Source organism: Amycolatopsis sp. A1MSW2902 (genome assembly GCF_017312175.1).
Taxonomy (GTDB): domain Bacteria; phylum Actinomycetota; class Actinomycetes; order Mycobacteriales; family Pseudonocardiaceae; genus Amycolatopsis; species Amycolatopsis nivea.
This window is the reverse complement of the sequence record NZ_QJPO01000001.1, coordinates 5,972,112-5,987,956: the sequence shown is the minus strand read 5'-3', so window position 1 is coordinate 5,987,956 and position 15,845 is coordinate 5,972,112. Positions and strand designations below refer to the sequence as shown.

The window sequence follows — 15,845 nt, the reverse complement described above, 5'->3', positions numbered from 1 at the left end:
ACAGTGGGTGGAGCTGCGCGCAACGCGCGGAAAAGCCGTCAGCAGGCGGCGGCCGCGAGGTCGGTCGCCCAGGCGCGGGGCTCGAAGAGCGACCGGAACAAGATCATCGCGATCGCCGTGGCCGTCGTGGTGGTCGCCGCGCTCGTGATCGGCGGCGTGCTCTGGATCAACTCGAGCAAGAACGCGACGCAGGACAGCGCGATCCAGCCGGGCACGACCTCGGCGCTCGGACCGGGCGTGGTCGAGAAGCGCGACGGGGCCGTCGTCACGGTCGGCAAGCCGGGCGCGCCGAAGACCATGGACCTCTACGCGGACTTCCTGTGCCCGTACTGCGCGAAGCTGCAGCAGGACTTCGGGCCGCGGATGGAGAAGGCGATCAACGACGGCCAGCTCGCCGTGCGCTACCACATGGTGATCCTGCTCAACAAGAACTCGGACCCGCCGGGCTACTCCCTCGACTCGGCGAACGCCGCGCTCGCCGCCGCCGACCAGCAGAAGTTCACCGCCTTCCACGACGCGCTGTTCAAGAACCAGCCGCAGGAAGGCGGGCGCGGGTACGACAAGGCCCAGCTGATCAAGCTCGGCCAGGACCTCGGGATCAGCGACCCGAAGTTCGCGCAGGCGGTCAACTCCGGCGCCTACGACCAGCAGCTGCAGGCGGCGTTCCAGCAGATCCAGAACGACCCGAAACTGCAGCAGGACTTCGGCAACGGCCAGATCGGCTTCGGCACGCCGACCGTCGCGGTCGACGGCAAGGCCGTTCCGGCGCAGGGCGACTGGCTGACGAAGATTCTCAACGGCTGACCTGATCCGGTCAATTCGCCTGTCCGGGCACAACTCGTCCGCTAACCTGGGCCGCAGGGTTCAGGGGAGGGGCGGGTTGTGTCCGGTTTTCATGTCGACGACGGCGCGTACGAGAACTACGCGAAGCAGGTCGACCCACTCGGCGACGAGGTGCGTTCCGCGGCGAAAGCGCACATCGGTCCGCACGTGACGCTGTCCGGCGACGGATTCTCCGCGATCGGGGACGAATCCGGGTTCGCCGGCGCGTACGGCGCGCGGATGCGGGCATTGCAGGAACGGATGCACGCGCTCGGGGGCGGCTGGCACAACGTCGGCGAGGCCGCTCGGCGCACGCAGGGCAACTACGCCGCGGTCGAGCAGGAACACGGCGACGCGATGCGCAGGCTTTCGTGAACGCTCCCGTCGATCATCTGGTCCGCAACGGGCTGGACACCACGAATCAGTTCGCCGCGAAGCTGAAGCACGACCCGTCGGCGATCCACGGCGCGCGCGACGGGCATGTCGCGCTGCAGACGTCCGTCGGCCAAGCTAATCAGCACGCCGGCGCGCAGCGGGTGAATCTGGCGCACGCCAGTTCCGGGGCGACCTCGGAGCGCGCGGTCCAGACGTCGAAGGATCTGGAGAAGGAAGTCCAGGACCTTCTCGACGAGAGCGCGGAAATCGAGCGGGCGGTCGCGGAGGCGGCGGAGACGCTGCACGTCGGCGAGATCCGCAACGATCAGGTGCGAGACCAGATCCTGCGGGAGATCGCGTCTTCGATGAAGGCGCTGGCGGCGGTCAACGGGATTCAGCCGCCGGAGAGCCGGGCGGCCGCGGCTCGGCAGATTCTCCTGCAGCTGCAGACGAAGATCGGCCAGCTGACCGGGCAGGCGGCCACGTTCACCGAGGAGACGCTCGGAAAGCTGACCGGACTGGGGCAGCAGCTCGGCGGCTCGGAGTCGACGTCCGCGAGCAGCGCGACGACGTCAGTGCCGCAGGCGTTCAACAACAACGGCGCGCACGTCAGCCACGGTGGCGGCGGAGGCGGCGACAGCGGCGGCGGTGGAGGAGGCGGCGGCGGGTATGCCGGGAAGCCGCGGTTGCCGGTGGCCGTTCCGCCGCAGCCGGGCAGCGGGGTCGGGATCAACCTGCCGGGCGGGAAAACCGTGATGGCACCGAACGAAACCGCGGCCAAAGCCGTGCGGGCGGCGTTGTCTCAGCTGGGCGTGCCGTATGTCTGGGGCGGGACCGCGCGCGGGCAAGGGCTCGACTGCAGCGGGTTGACCATGACGTCCTATCAGGACGCTGGGTTGCAGTTGCCGCGGACGGCGAAGCAGCAGACTGTCGGGGCCGAGGTGCCTTCTATTGACCAGTTGCTGCCCGGGGATTTGGTGGTGTGGTCCGGGCACGTCGCGATGGTGATCGGCGACGGGCAGATGGTCGAGGCCGGGGATCCGGTGCAGATCAGCAAGATCCGGACGACTAATGCCGGGCAGCAGTTCATCGGGTTTTACCGGCCGACGGGGTGAGTGGTGGCTGAATTCGACATGGATCGCGCGGTGGCGCGGGTGATGGAGGAGGCTTCCCGGACCGGGGAGGCGGCTGCGGCTCGGTTCGAGCGGGCTGGGCCGGTGGTCGGGAAGGCTGCTGCCGGCGGGGTTTCCGTCGAGGTCGCGCCTGGCGGGTTGCTGACTGGGCTGACGGTTTCCCGGGCTGCGTTGCGGGGCGGGTCGGAGGCTGTTGCCGCGCAGATCCTGGAGTTGTCGCGGCGGGCCGAGCGGCGGGCCGGGGATCGGATGTATCAGGTGCTGTCGCCGGTTTTGGGGGCGGATGCTGTGGCTGCGTTGGGGTATACGGCGTTGGCTGAGGATGATCCCGATTTCTATGACGAAGAGCCGGTGGTGTTGTGAACACTCGGGAGCTTATTTCGCTGGCTCGTTCTCGTGAGGAGGCGTTGGGGCAGGTCGCTTCGTTGATGGGGGAGGCTCGGGGGTCGGCTCATGCGTTGGATGGGTCGGTTGAGGTGACTGTGGATGCGTTGGGGGCGTTGAAGCGGTTGTGGCTTGCGCCTTCGTTGGCGTCGGCGGATCCTTCTCGGGTTTCGGCGTTGGTGCTTGAGGTTGTGCGGGTTGCGATGGCTGAGGCTGAGCAGGATTGCTACAACCGGGTGGGGTTGTTGTTGGGGGAGGAGGCTGGGTTGCTTGTCGAAGCCTTGTCTGGGCGGGCGGCTCCGGCTCGGTCTTCGGATGATGATCCTGGGATGACGGTGGAGGAGTTTCAGCGGTTGAGGGCGGAGAGGGTTGGGGAGAGGCGGTTTCCTGCTCCTGCCCCGGTTGTTGCTTCGTCTGCTGTGGATGATGAGTGGGAGGACTTTGATCCCGCTTCGTTGCGGTCGGATCGGTGAGTGGTTGCGGCTTCGGTATTTGGTGAGTTGCGAAGTTGTGGGCTTCTGCTTCTGACGGGTAGGCCCGTTTAGCGGAGACGCTTAGCGGAGGGGGCTGACGCCCCCTTCGGGGGTGGTGGTTGCGTGGGGCACCCCGAAGTTTGATTGTGTGAGGTTCCCCCGGTGTGCCGGACACTCTGATCCTTGGCTTTGGCCTGGGGAAGGATGTTGTTGTGTCTGGTTCGTCGAGGTATCCGGAGGAGTTCCGGCGGGACGCGGTCGCGTTGGCGCGGTCGGCGTCTCGTCCGTTGGCGCAGGTGGCTCGTGAGCTGGGGGTGAATCACGAGACCCTGCGGACGTGGGTGCGGGCCGCCGACCGCGCCGACCAGGCGGCCGCGACCGGCGGCGACGCCGCGGAGCGGGAACTGCGGCAGCTGCGCAAGCGGGTGGCGGAGCTGGAGAAAGAGAAGGAGATCCTGCGGAAAGCGGCCGCCTATTTCGCGCAGGAGATGGATCGTTGACCCGCAGCTACCGGTTCATCTCCGAACACCGCGGCGCGTATGGCGTCGCCCGGCTGTGCCGTGTCCTCGACGTGCGCCGCCCCGGTTTCTACGAGTGGCTCGCCGCCGGCCCGGCCCGCGAACAGCGGGCCGCCGGCGAGGACCGGCTGGCCGGGGAGATCATCGAGATCCACGCTGCTCACCAGGGTGCTTACGGCAGTCCGAGAATCACCGCGGAACTGCGCCGCCGCGGCGAAGCGGTCAACCACAAGCGCGTCGAGCGGGTGATGCGCGAACGCGGGATCGCCGGATTCACCCGTCGCCGGCGGCAGTCGCTGACCCGCCCCGACAAGGCCGCGGCCGCGCCGGACCTGATCGGCCGCGACTTCACCGCCGACGCGCCGGGACAGCGGCTGGTCGGGGACATCACCTACCTGCCCACGCAGGAAGGCTGGCTTTATCTCGCGACCGTGCTCGACCTGCACACCCGCGAGATCGCCGGGCACGCGATAGCGCCGCACATGCGCGCCGGCCTGGTCTGCGACGCGATCACCCTCGCCGCCCGCCGCGGCCTGACCGGCCCAGGCGCGGTGTTCCACTCCGACCGCGGCACCCAATACAAGTCCGCGGAGTTCCGCGCCACCCTGACCGCACACGGCATCCGCCCGTCGATGGGCCGGACCGGGTCCTGCTACGACAACGCCGCCGCCGAATCCTTCTTCGCCACCCTCAAAACCGAGATCGGCACCCGCTCCTGGCCCACCCGCCACCACGCACGCGAAGCCGTTTTCGCTTACCTCGCCTACTACAACCACGACCGCCTGCACTCCACCCTCGGCTACCGCACACCACACGAAACCCGCCTGAACTATCGTCACCACCACGCCCACGCGGCATGAAACCCGGTGTCCGACCGCCGGGGGAAACCTCAGTCACTACGGCGCGGGGGTGCTTGTCAAGGCGGGAAAGATGCCTTGACAAGCACCCCCGCGCCGTGTTTTTGGCTTCGTATCGGGGTTGGGGGTGGGGTGGGTGCCTCGCTCGTTGGGTGCATCGCTGCCGGTTTAGGGCTTTGCGTTGTTGTGGTAAATGCTGGCGCGGCGGATTCGTTGGTTGTCGAACTGCTGAGAGAAATTAATGTGCCTGTCCCCGCCGAATTGGGGTGGGCTGGGTGAGTGAGGGGAACCCTGAGGAACTCTGGGTGGATTCGAGGGGTTGTTGCAACGCGGGTGGTTCAACTGGTTTCGGCGAGGAGTGTAGCGAGGCGTTCGGCTGGGGTGTCCCAGTTGAGTGTTTTGCGGGGTCGGCGGTTGAGTTGTGCGGCGACGGCGGCGAGGTGTTCGGGGGTGTGGACTGAGAGGTCGGTGCTTTTGGGGAAGTACTGGCGCAGCAGGCCGTTGGTGTTTTCGTTGCTGCCGCGTTGCCAGGGGCTGTGGGGGTCGCAGAAGTAGACGGGGATGCCGGTGGCGACGGTGAATTCGTGGTGGCGGCCCATTTCGCTGCCCTGGTCCCAGGTCAGGGATCGTCGCAGGTGTGCGGGCAGGGTCGCGGCGGTGTCGGCGAGGGCGTCGCGGACGGCGTCGGCGCCGCGGCCGTCGGGCAGCGCGACGAGCAGGGTGTAGCGGGTGGAGCGGTCGACGAGGGTGGCGATGGCGGAAGCGTTGTCCTTGCCGATGATCAGGTCGCCTTCCCAGTGGCCGGGGACGGCGCGGTCGGCGGCTTCGGCGGGCCGGTCGCTGATCATGACCATGGGTTCGGCGAAGCGGGGCCGGCGTTGTTCGCTGCTGGCGCGGGGTTTGCGCATGGTGCGGCCGGTGCGCAGGGCGCGGGCCAGCTCGCGGCGCAGTTCGCCGCGGCCTTGGACGTAGAGGGCCTGGTAGATCGTTTCGTGGGTCACGTGCAGCTCCGGCCGGTCGGGGTGGTCGCGGCGCAGCCGGGCGGCGATCTGCTCCGGGCTGAATTTGTCGGTCAGCATCGCCTGCACCCGGTCCCGCAGTTCGGGGCAGGCCGCGATCTTGCCTGTTTTCGGTCGCGGGCGCCGTGCCCGGGCGAGGTCGTGGGCGGCGTGGGGCCGGTAGTCGCCGCAGGGGCGGGCGTTGCGGGCGATCTCCCGGCTGATCGTGGACGGGCTGCGGCCCAGCTCGGCCGCGATCGCCCGCCGCGAGCGGCCCGCCGCCAGCCCGTCCGCGATCGCGATCCGCTCGCCCGCGCTCAGGAACCGGCCCGAGTCCGGCCCGGGCCGCGCGGCCGGGCGCGCGGTCGCGCCCGCCCGGCTCGGTCGCCCGTGCCGCCAATAGTGCCCGGTCCTGCGGTCGACCCCGACCCTGCGGCACGCCTCGACCGTGCCCACGCCCTCCGCCACAAGATCAAAATAGCGGCGGCGTTCCGCCGCCAGCCTCACCCGGCCCCGCGGAGCCCGACCACGCCCGACCACGACCACTGCAACCCCTGCACAACTCAGGCGTTGCAACCACCACTAGAACCCAAGCTGATTCCCTTAGGGTTCCCCTCACGTACTGGTGTTAGCCGCGTTCGATTAGGTGGCCTACTACTTCTGGGCCTGGGTGGGCGTGGCCTGAGCCGTCTCGGCGGAGGTCGATTTCTGGGAGTTCTACTGGGTCTCCGGTGCGGCTCGCGCCTGCTGGGCGGGGGCCTACCCACGCGACCTGGACTTCTGTTTCTCCCTTGAGGAAACGGTGGGTTCGCACGCCGCCGGTGGCTCGGCCCTTCGCTGGGTATTCGCTGAAGGGCGTGACCTTGACGCTCTGGCCCGTCGCCGTCACGACCATGGGTTCGCCGTGTTCTTCGTCGTCGGTGCGGATGGCGCCGAAGAAGACCGCGGTGGCGTTTGCGGACAGTTTCACGCCTGCCATGCCGCCGCTCTTGGTGCCTTGCGGGCGGATCAGGCTCGCGGCGAAGCGCAGCAGGGACGAGTCCGACGAGATGAACGCCAGGGTTTCGTTTCCGTCGGTCAGCCAGGTCGCGCCTACGATCTCGTCACCATCCTTGAGGCTGATGACTTCGAATTCGTCCGAGCGCACGGGCCAATCCGGGGCACACACCTTCACTACGCCACCGCGTGTGCCGATGGCCAGGCCTGGTGAGTCGCCTGCTTGTTCGCCCAGTGGGGCGATTCCTACGACGCGTTCACCCTTTTCCAGCGGTACCAGCTCTTTCGCTGCCATGCCGCCGCGCAACGAGACTGTGCCTGCTTGTTCTGGGAGCACTGGCAGGGGCAGCACGTCCGTCTTGAACGCGCGGCCTCGGCTGGTCACCAGCAGCACCTGGCCGCGTGCGGTGGTGTGCACGACGGCTGACACGGCATCGTGTTTTACGCGGCCGTTTCGGCGGCGGACTTCCGACGCCTCTTCGGATTCCGCTGCGGTGCGGGCGACCAGGCCGGTCGCCGACAGGATCACCTGGCACGGGTCGTCCGCCACCTCGAGCGGGCCGGACGGCTTCGACGCGGCCAGGACTTCCTTCAGGTCGCCGTCGATCAGGCGGGTGCGGCGGTCGGTGGGGAAGTCCTTGGCGATCTTCGCCAGTTCCGTCGACACGAGCTTCTTCAGGACCGACTCGTCCTCGAGGATCGTGGTCAGCTCGGCGATTTCCGCGCGCAGCTTGTCCTGCTCGTTTTCCAGTTCCAGGCGGTCGTACTTCGTGAGGCGGCGCAGCGGGGTGTCCAGGATGTAGGTCGCCTGGATCTCGGACAGCTTGAACTTCGTCATCAGGCCGTCCTTCGCGGCGGCCGCGTTTTCGCTTTCGCGGATCAGCCGGATGACCTTGTCGATGTTCAGCAGCGCGATCAGCAGACCGTCCACCAGGTGCAGGCGCTCTTCGCGCTTGCGGCGGCGGTAGCGCGTGCGCCGCGTGACGACCTCGTAGCGGTGCTTCAGGAAGACTTCCAGCAGCGCCTTCAGGCCGAGCGTCTGCGGCTGTCCGTCGACGAGCACCAGGTTGTTGATGCCGAACGACTGCTCCAGCGGCGTGAGGCGGTAGAGATCCGCCAGCAGCGCCTGCGGGTTGACGCCCACCTTGCACTCGATGACGAGCCGCGTGCCGTTCTCGCGGTCGGTGAGGTCCTTGACGTCCGCGATTCCGGTGAGCCGCTTGGACTTGTTGACCTCGTCGGTGATCTTCTCGATCACCTTCTCCGGGCCGACGCCGTACGGCAGTTCGGTGACCGTGATCGCCTGCCGGCCGCGGCTGCCTTCCAGCGGGCCGGTCTCGACGTTCGCGCGCATGCGGACCACGCCGCGGCCGGTTTCGTAGGCCTTGCGGACCTCGTCCAGGCCCAGCAGGCTGCCGCCGGTGGGCAGGTCGGGGCCGGGGACGTACTCCATCAGCTTGTCGAGCGTGGCGTTCGGATGGTTGATCAGCCACCGCGCGGCGCCGATCACCTCGCCGAGGTTGTGCGGGATCATGTTGGTCGCCATGCCGACAGCGATCCCGGACGTGCCGTTGACCAGCAGGTTCGGATACGCCGCAGGCAGCACCGACGGTTCCTCGAGCGAACCGTCGTAGTTCGGCCGGAAGTCGACGGTGTCCTCGCCGAGTTCGCCGACGAGCAGCATCGCTTCGTTCGACATCCGGGCTTCGGTGTTGTGGTTGACGAAACCACCGGCCAGGAACGAGTGGTCCTCGGTGGTCACCCGCACCGAATAGACCTCGGCGGGTTCGGCCGCGGTCGCGTCTACGACCTCTTCGAACCGGTAGCCGGAGTCCATGATCGGCAGGATCGTCGCGAGGACCTCGGTGTCCTTGATGCGATCGATGATCCGGAGCCGCTCGGTTTCCCACCGTTCGATGCGGTCGAAGTTGTGCTGGGTGAGCCATTTCCGGCCGCTGCCACGACGGTCGAAGTCGAGCGCGCCGCGCACGTAATCGGCGACGAAGGGCACCTTGTCCGAACTGAGCCGGTGCGTGCGCAATACGGACCGCTGCAGGAGCTGCCGCAGCCTCGCCTGCTTCGACTTGAGGAAACCGACACGCTCAGCGAACGCGCGGACGTTGCGCAGGCCGGACACCACAAGGCGGTGCTCGATCGAACCGTTGGGCCGGGTGTACTGCCGGTGGGTGGCGATGACACCGAATTCGGCGAGCATTTCCTGAAGCTGAGCGGCGAGCCGCGGGCTGTAGCTCGAGTACTGGACAGTGAAGCCGTCGACGGCGACTCGGCAACCGCCGTCTCCCTCGAACGCGGCCATCAGGAACGCGCGTTTCACACCGGGGCCAGCGTTCCAGACGAATTCGGGGACGACCTTGTCCCGGGCCTGGTGACCGATGAACTCGGCCAGCGGGCTGGCCCGGAAGGCGTCCATCGCTCCGGAGTAGTCCTGGATGTCAAGTTCGCGGATCCGCTTGCGGTCTCGTCGCGTCGTGCGTTCCGACACGTAGCGCTTGCCTCCGACCACCTGGTCGTAAGCGTGCAGGACCTCGCTGAAGAAATGTTCGTCGGTGTTGTTGAAGCCGGCGCGGTTCTCGCTCGCGAACCCTTCGGACACCCAAGCCCCGGCGAGGACGCCGAGGTTGTACTCGCGCGAGGTCGGGACCACCTGCGTCCACGCGTTGCGGGCAAGACAAACGACGGTTCCCGGTTTGACCTCGTCGAGCTGCCGCCACTGGAACATCGGCACGCCCATCGGCGCTTCCAAGCACAGCACCGGGTGGTTTTCGCTGCCCCGGAGGGAAAAGCCGGACTTGGTGCGGATCTGGACGGTCGGGTGCACGCCCGAGTTGAAGACCTTGTCGACCTGGACTGCCTTGCCGTCCTTGTCGAGCACCTCGAAGTCGGCGTCGGCTTCGGAATCGGCGGGCAGGTTCACCACGTCGGCGATGCGCGGGCTGGAGCCGTCCGCCAGGCGGATCCGGGTGTCGCCGGTCAGGCAGTACCGGCTCGCGGCCGGTCCGTCGTCTGGGGACCCGAAGTTTCCGTGCCCGTCGATCAGCGGGGCGTTCATCGAGAAGTCCTGCGCCAGCCGGACCATCGCGTCGTAAATCGCCGTGTCGCCGTGTGGATGGTACTTGCCCATCACGTCGCCGACCACGCGTGACGACTTCACGTACGCGTGTGTCGGGCGGTAGCCGTTCTCGTTCATCGAGAACAGGATTCGGCGGTGCACCGGCTTCAGGCCGTCCCGTGCGTCCGGGAGGGCGCGGGAGTGGATCACCGAGTACGCGTACTCCAGGTACGAGTCTTCGATCTCCGTCTTCAGCGGGTTGTCGAAGACCTGTGCGCCCGGCGAGTCGAACGCGCTCGGGTCGACCCGGGTCACCGGGGTCTTGCTACGGCGAGCCATGGCTCACAACTCCTTGGGAACGAACGGAAAACTCAGACGTCGATGGCGTCGCGGTCGACGCGGTCGGACGATTCGACCAGCCAGTTGCGCCGCGGCTCGACCTTCTCGCCCATCAGCAGTTCCAGCGCCAGCTCCGCGGCCTCGACGTCCTGGAGCGTGATCCGCCGGACCGAGCGCGTCGCCGGGTTCATCGTGGTTTCCCACAGCTCGTCGGCGTCCATCTCGCCGAGGCCCTTGAACCGCGGCACCGGCGTGACGACCGTCTTGCCCGCCGCTTCGAGTTCGGCGACCTTCTGCTCCATTTCGCGCTGGGTGAAGGTGAAGACGGTCTCCGAACCGCGGCCCTTGGTGGTGATCTTGTGCAGCGGCGGCATGGCCGCGTACAGCCTGCCGTCCTCGATCACCGGGCGCATGTACTTCGCGAACAGCGTGATCAGCAGCGTGCGGATGTGCGAACCGTCGACATCCGCGTCCGCCATCAGGATCACGCGGCCGTAGCGCATCGTCGACAGGTCGAACGTGCGGCCGGTGCCCGCGCCGAGCACCTGCACGATCGACGCGATCTCGGCGTTCTTCAGCGTGTCGCCCAGCGACGCCTTCTGCACGTTGAGGATCTTGCCGCGCAACGGCAGCAGCGCCTGGTATTCCGACACCCGCGCCATCCGCGCCGAGCCGAGCGCGCTGTCGCCCTCGACCAGGAACAGTTCGCTGCGCGAGACGCCGGTGGTGCGGCAGTCGACCAGCTTCGGCGGCATCGCCGCGCCCTCGAGCGCGGTTTTGCGCCGGGCGGCGTCCTTCTGCTGTTTCTGGGTGAGCCGCACGCGTGCCGCGTCGACCACCTTCTGCAGCACGATCTTGGCCTCGGACTTGGTTTTCCGGTCCTCGGTCCAGGCGCGCACCTGCTTGTCGACGATGCCCTGGAGGACGCGCGTGATGCCCGCCGTGGACAGTTCGTCCTTGGTCTGCGAGGTGAACTGCGGCTCCGGCAGCCGGACGTGGATCACCGCGGTCATGCCTTCCAGCACGTCCTCGGTGGTCGGCGGGTCCTCCTTCGCCTTGAGCAGCCCGCGCGTCTTGCCGATCACGTCCTGCAGCGCTCGGGTGACCGCGCGGTCGAAGCCGCGCCGGTGCGTGCCGCCGTGCACGTTGCGGATCGTGTTGGTGAAGCATTCCACGGTGCGCTCGTAGCCGGTGCCCCAGCGCAGCGCGACCTCGACCTCGGCGTGTCGCTCCACATTGGACTGCATGACGCCGTTGGCGTCCGCCGCGTTCTCCTTGTACGTGCCCTCGCCGGTGATCATCAGCGTGCCGCAGACGGGTTTTTCGCTGTCCGGGGCAAGGAAGTCGACCATGTCCGCCAGCCCGTTCGGGAAGTGGAAGGTCTCCTCGTTGATGGTGTCCTCGAACGTGGTGCGCAGCACGTACGTGACGCCCGGCACGAGGAACGCGGTGTTGCGCAGCTTCGTGCGCACGCCCTCGACGTCCAGCGCCGCGCCGGTTTCGAAGTACCGCGCGTCGTACCAGTAGCGGATCGACGTGCCGCTGCGTTCGCCGCGCTTCATCTTGCCGACGAGGTTGAGGCCGGAGCGGCGGGTGAATTTCGCCTTCGGGCCGGGGCCGTCGAACACGCCGGGCACGCCGTGCGCGAACGACATCTGGTGCACCTTGCCGTCCTGCTTCACCGTGACGTCGAAGCGGTGCGACAGCGCGTTGACCGCCGAAGCGCCGACGCCGTGCAGGCCGCCGGACGTCTTGTACCCGGAGCCGCCGAACTTGCCGCCCGCGTGCAGCCGGGTCAGCACCAGTTCGACGCCGGAAAGGCCCGATTTGGCGTGGACGCCGGTGGGGATGCCGCGGCCGTCGTCGTCCACTTGGACGCTGCCGTCGGCGTGCAGCGTGACGACGATGCGCGAGGCGTGGCCGGCCACGCCCTCGTCGGTGGAGTTGTCGACGACCTCGGAGAAGAGGTGGTTGATGCCTCGGCTGTCGGTGGAGCCGATGTACATCCCGGGGCGCTTGCGGACCGCCTCTAGTCCTTCGAGGTGGGTCAGGTCGTCGGCCCCGTACAGAGTCTCAGCGGTCACGAGGTCGTTCTCCCGGATCGAGGCGTGCTGTTCGGTGGGCAAACAGGTGGCCGGAGCAGGGGCCCCGGGCCGTCACCGTACTGCAGGATATCCGCACCCCCTGACAGGAACTGGCCGCTGCGCCTCCGACGGCGTCCGGAAGCGTGTCCCAGGTCACCGGTATAGTCCTGTAGGAATACATCTTCCACGCGAGTAGTTGTGCCGACAAGCAAGGTACGAAGCAACCGGCTAGGGAGCGGTCATGCAGTTCGGAATCTTCTCGGTGGGCGACGTCACGACCGACCCCACCACGGGCGTCACGCCCTCGGAGCACGAGCGCATCAAGGCGATGGTCAAGATCGCGCTCAAGGCCGAAGAAGTCGGTCTCGACGTCTTCGCCGTCGGAGAGCACCACAACCCGCCGTTCGCCGCGCCGGCGAACCCCACGGTGCTGCTTTCGAACATCGCGGCGCAGACGGAGAAGATCGTCCTCTCGACGTCGACCACCCTCATCACCACCAACGACCCGGTGCGGCTGGCCGAGGACTACGCCATGCTGCAGCACCTCGCCGACGGGCGGCTCGACCTCATGATGGGCCGCGGCAACACCGGCCCGGTCTACCCGTGGTTCGGCAAGGACATCCGCGAGGGCATCCCGCTGGCCGTCGAGAACTACGCGCTGCTGCACCAGCTCTGGCGCGAGGAGGTCGTCGACTGGCAGGGCAAGTTCCGCACCCCGCTGCAGGGCTTCACCTCGACGCCGCGCCCGCTCGACGGCGTGCCGCCGTTCGTGTGGCACGGTTCGATCCGCAGCCCGGAGATCGCCGAACAGGCCGCCTACTACGGCGACGGGTTCTTCGCGAACCACATCTTCTGGCCGACCTCGCACTTCCAGCAGCTGATCGCGTTCTACCGGCAGCGCTTCGAGCACTACGGGCACGGCAAGGCCGACCAGGCCATCGTCGGGCTCGGCGGGCAGGCGTTCATCCGGCCGAAGTCGCAGGACGCGTGGAACGAGTTCCGGCCGTACTTCGACAACGCGCCGGTGTACGGGCACGGCCCGTCGCTGGAGGACTTCACCGAGCAGACGCCGCTGACCGTCGGCAGCCCGCAGGAGGTCATCGACAAGACGCTGACCTTCCGCGAGCACTTCGGCGACTACCAGCGCCAGCTGTTCCTGATGGACCACGCCGGGCTGCCGCTGAAGACCGTGCTGGAACAGCTCGACCTGCTCGGCGAGGAGGTCGTGCCGGTGCTGCGCAAGGAACTGGACGCGAAGCGCCCGGCGCACGTGCCGGACGCGCCCACGCACGAATCGCTCAAGGCAGCCCAGGCTGTCAACGCCTGACCCTGGTACCCCGGATCGAGTGGAGAGGTCATGACTGCACGCACTATCGCCGTGGTCACCGCGGGGTTGAGCCAGCCGTCGTCGACGCGGCTGCTGGCCGACCGGCTGGCCGAGGCCACCCGCGCCGCCCTCGTCGACGACGACGTGACGGTGAAGGTGTTCGAACTCCGCGACATCGCGGTGGACATCACCAACAACATGCTCACCGGGTTCCCCAGCCCCCAGCTGCGGGAAGTGATCGACACCGTGACTCGCGCGGACGGCTTGATCGCCGTGACGCCGGTGTTCACCGCTTCCTACAGCGGGCTGTTCAAATCGTTCTTCGACGTGCTGAACAAGGAAGCGCTCGACGGCAAGCCGGTGCTGCTCGCCGCGACGGGCGGTACCGAACGGCATTCGCTCGCGCTTGACTTCGCGCTGCGGCCGCTCTTCGCCTACCTTCGCGCGACCGTGGTTGCGACAGGCGTGTACGCCGCGTCGTCGGATTGGGGCAGCGTCGAGGCGACGGGTGCGTTGCAACAGCGCGTGGAGCGGGCTGGCCGCGAGCTGGCGCAACTGGTCGCGGCGGCGCCTGAGGCGAAGCCGGACGACGAGTACGCGTCGGTGTCGTTCGAGCAGTTGCTGGCTGGTCACTAACGGCTCCTGGCGGTCAAAAGTGCCTGCGGCGCCGGGGTTTCCGGGTTGAGGAGCAGTTCGGCCTCGACGGTGAACCCGGCGTCGCGCAGCCATGTCGTCATGCGTTCTCGCGGGCGGCGGTGCACCTGGACGTTCATCGGGTGGCCGCCGTAGCCCTCGGTTTTCAGCCGCGTTTCGTCGCCGACGTGGAAGAGCAGTTGAAGCAATCCGGCGGGACGCAGCGCTTGGCGGAAGTTCGCGAGGACAGCCGGGAGCAGCTCGTCGGGCAGGTGGATGACAGACTGCCACGCCACGATCCCGGCCAGCGACGCGGCCGGCAGCGGATCAGTCATCGAACCGACCTCGAACCGCAGCTCCGGATAGTCGCGCCGGGCCACCTCGATCATGCCGGGGGAGAGGTCGACTCCGTACGCGGCCACGCCGAGCCCGTTGAGGTGGGCGGTGACCTGGCCGGGGCCGCAACCGACGTCGGCGACTGGGCCGTCGTCGACTTGTTCGGCGAATAACCGCAGCGCGGCAAGCAGATACGGCTGTTTGCCCAGTGCGTCGCGGACGAACGCGGCGTAGTCCTCCGCCACGGTGTCGTAGGACGTTCGGGTGTCGGTGAGCCAATCCATGTCAGCCTGCCGGGTTCTGGGCGATGAGGACGGTGGCGCGCGTGGTCCAGCCCAGCGCCGAGTACAGCTGTTGCCCGTCCGCGGTGGCGACGAGGATTCCGGTGGTCGCGCCGTGTGCCATGGCGTTTTCCGCGAGCGAACTCATCACCACGCTGCCGAGACCGCGGCGGCGATGCTCCGGGACAGTTTCGATCCGGTCCGCGATCGCGTCCGTGCCGACCACGGCCATGGTTCCGCGCGCCGCGACACCCGAATCGGGATGTCGCAGCACGGTTTCGCACACCGGCCCGTTTACGGTGGTCGCACTGGTGTAGGGCGGCGGAGTTGGACGCGCTGGATGTCGGCGCAGGGGAATGGTCATGAGCGCTTCGCGTGCGTCGCGGAGCTTCAGCCCAGCCTCGCGCACGATCGCTCCGACTTCCTCCGGCCGATTCGTCGGCACGGTCAGCCAGGTCGGGCGTTCTGCCGCGGCGACTTCTTCGGCGAGGCCGCGCAGGACGTCGGTTTCGGCGGACAACGCGACGACCTCGCGATGCCGATCCGGTTGTTCGAGCAGGACGTGCAGCCCGCCGCGGCTTTCCTCGGCGGGCCGGAATCCTCGGGACGCGCCCCATCCCGCCTGCCAGCGGCGGATGAGGTCAGGTAGTGATTCGACCACGCTGAGCAGCTAACCACCCGGCACCGACAAAAACCGGCCAGCGCGGTGCCGGGTCCAGTATGGACAGTCCGGCTGGCAGTACCGCGAGCCCGGCGGCACACTGGCCCGATGGGATTGGGCAAGCCAGTGCGCCGGGTGCTCCTCGCGGTCGTCGGCGGGGCGCTGGTGATCGTCGGGGTCGTGCTGCTCGTGCTGCCGGGGCCGGGATTGCTGCTGGTGCTCGCCGGGCTGCTGGTGCTGGCGTCGGAGTTCCCGGCGCTGCAGCGATTTGTCGACCCGGTGCGGACGCGAGCGATGCAAGCCGCAGAGGAGAGCGTGTCCTCGCCGCTGCGCATCGCCGGCTCGGTGCTGGCCGGTCTGGCGCTGCTGGCCGCGGGAATCGTGTGGGGGACGGTGCGGTCGCTGCCGTTGAGCGGGTGGAGCACGGGGACGAGTCTGATTCTGTCCAGTTTGATCTTGTTCGCGTTGCTGATCTGGAGTTACCGGCGGGTGCGGGCGAAGCGGGGAGAGCCGTGAAGGACTCCTTGAGGGAATCAGATTCCCTCAAGGAGTCCTTCA

13 protein-coding genes and 3 pseudogenes are annotated in these 15,845 nt (G+C 67.9%); 9 read left to right on the top strand and 7 right to left on the bottom strand.

Annotated features, from left to right (window positions below):
• Positions 1-3 precede the first annotated feature (3 nt).
• The 6 genes from DMP23_RS27470 (at position 4) to DMP23_RS27440 (ending at position 4,565) form a co-directional block, all read left to right on the top strand.
• Positions 4-804: a DsbA family protein gene (locus DMP23_RS27470; RefSeq protein ID WP_275295456.1), complete on the top strand. Its 801-nt coding sequence runs from the start codon at positions 4-6 to the stop codon at positions 802-804.
• Between the two features lie 78 nt (positions 805-882).
• Positions 883-1,197: a hypothetical protein gene (locus DMP23_RS27465; protein WP_037818322.1), complete on the top strand. Its 315-nt coding sequence runs from the start codon at positions 883-885 to the stop codon at positions 1,195-1,197.
• The gene (locus DMP23_RS27460; RefSeq protein WP_337822975.1) at positions 1,194-2,312 is read left to right on the top strand and encodes a C40 family peptidase; all 1,119 of its coding nucleotides are present in this window, start codon (positions 1,194-1,196) and stop codon (positions 2,310-2,312) included. Before DMP23_RS27465 ends, DMP23_RS27460 begins: the two co-directional genes overlap by 4 nt.
• Entirely contained in the window at positions 2,313-2,693 is a 381-nt protein-coding gene (locus tag DMP23_RS27455; RefSeq protein ID WP_275295455.1) for a YbaB/EbfC family DNA-binding protein, read from the top strand.
• A complete protein-coding gene (locus DMP23_RS27450) occupies positions 2,690-3,187 on the top strand; it encodes a YbaB/EbfC family nucleoid-associated protein (protein WP_337822974.1) in 498 nt (165 codons plus the stop codon). Before DMP23_RS27455 ends, DMP23_RS27450 begins: the two co-directional genes overlap by 4 nt.
• 212 nt (positions 3,188-3,399) lie before the next feature.
• Positions 3,400-4,565 (top strand): IS3 family transposase gene (locus DMP23_RS27440; protein WP_443111291.1). Its coding sequence is split into 2 segments (ribosomal slippage): positions 3,400-3,666 and positions 3,669-4,565, totalling 1,164 coding nucleotides; the frame shifts between segments, so codons are not numbered across the junction.
• Positions 4,566-4,900: 335 nt separating this feature from the next.
• On the opposite strand, the gene DMP23_RS27435 is transcribed toward DMP23_RS27440, so the two are convergent.
• The 5 genes and pseudogenes from DMP23_RS27435 to DMP23_RS27425 all read right to left on the bottom strand — a co-directional run bounded on the left by DMP23_RS27435 (position 4,901) and on the right by DMP23_RS27425 (position 12,049).
• A complete protein-coding gene (locus DMP23_RS27435) occupies positions 4,901-6,061 on the bottom strand; it encodes an IS30 family transposase (RefSeq protein ID WP_443111332.1) in 1,161 nt (386 codons plus the stop codon).
• Positions 6,062-6,188: 127 nt separating this feature from the next.
• Positions 6,189-8,270: pseudogene (locus tag DMP23_RS48100) on the bottom strand (DNA gyrase subunit A); the annotation flags it as partial.
• Between the two features lie 390 nt (positions 8,271-8,660).
• Positions 8,661-9,551: pseudogene (locus tag DMP23_RS48095) on the bottom strand (LAGLIDADG family homing endonuclease); the annotation flags it as partial.
• 3 nt (positions 9,552-9,554) lie between these two features.
• Positions 9,555-9,965: pseudogene (locus DMP23_RS48090) on the bottom strand (DNA gyrase subunit A); the annotation flags it as partial.
• Positions 9,966-9,997: 32 nt separating this feature from the next.
• Positions 9,998-12,049, bottom strand: a complete 2,052-nt coding sequence (locus DMP23_RS27425; protein ID WP_037818420.1) for a DNA gyrase/topoisomerase IV subunit B — start codon at positions 12,047-12,049, stop codon at positions 9,998-10,000.
• Positions 12,050-12,290: 241 nt separating this feature from the next.
• On the opposite strand from DMP23_RS27425, the gene DMP23_RS27420 reads away from it, so the two are divergent.
• Both DMP23_RS27420 and DMP23_RS27415 read left to right on the top strand, forming a co-directional pair.
• Positions 12,291-13,376, top strand: a complete 1,086-nt coding sequence (locus tag DMP23_RS27420) for an LLM class flavin-dependent oxidoreductase (RefSeq protein ID WP_134663378.1) — start codon at positions 12,291-12,293, stop codon at positions 13,374-13,376.
• Positions 13,377-13,406: 30 nt separating this feature from the next.
• Positions 13,407-14,012, top strand: a complete 606-nt coding sequence (locus DMP23_RS27415; protein ID WP_337822971.1) for an FMN reductase — start codon at positions 13,407-13,409, stop codon at positions 14,010-14,012.
• On the opposite strand, the gene DMP23_RS27410 is transcribed toward DMP23_RS27415, so the two are convergent.
• Complete coding sequence (locus DMP23_RS27410; RefSeq protein ID WP_337822970.1) at positions 14,009-14,629, bottom strand: class I SAM-dependent methyltransferase; 621 nt, start codon at positions 14,627-14,629, stop codon at positions 14,009-14,011. The genes DMP23_RS27415 and DMP23_RS27410 overlap by 4 nt on opposite strands.
• Before the next feature lies 1 nt (position 14,630).
• A complete protein-coding gene (locus DMP23_RS27405) occupies positions 14,631-15,287 on the bottom strand; it encodes a GNAT family N-acetyltransferase (RefSeq protein WP_337822969.1) in 657 nt (218 codons plus the stop codon).
• 108 nt (positions 15,288-15,395) lie between these two features.
• Between DMP23_RS27405 and DMP23_RS27400 the strand changes: the two genes are divergently transcribed.
• A complete protein-coding gene (locus tag DMP23_RS27400; protein ID WP_275295836.1) occupies positions 15,396-15,803 on the top strand; it encodes a PGPGW domain-containing protein in 408 nt (135 codons plus the stop codon).
• The last annotated feature ends 42 nt before the right edge of the window (positions 15,804-15,845 follow it).

Coding starts and splice junctions, on each gene's coding strand:
- DMP23_RS27400 (WP_275295836.1), top strand. CDS start 15,396: ATGGGATTGGGCAAGCCAGTGCGCCGGGTGCTCCTCGCGGTCGTCGGC.
- DMP23_RS27415 (WP_337822971.1), top strand. CDS start 13,407: ATGACTGCACGCACTATCGCCGTGGTCACCGCGGGGTTGAGCCAGCCG.
- DMP23_RS27410 (WP_337822970.1), bottom strand. CDS start 14,629: ATGGATTGGCTCACCGACACCCGAACGTCCTACGACACCGTGGCGGAG.
- DMP23_RS27420 (WP_134663378.1), top strand. CDS start 12,291: ATGCAGTTCGGAATCTTCTCGGTGGGCGACGTCACGACCGACCCCACC.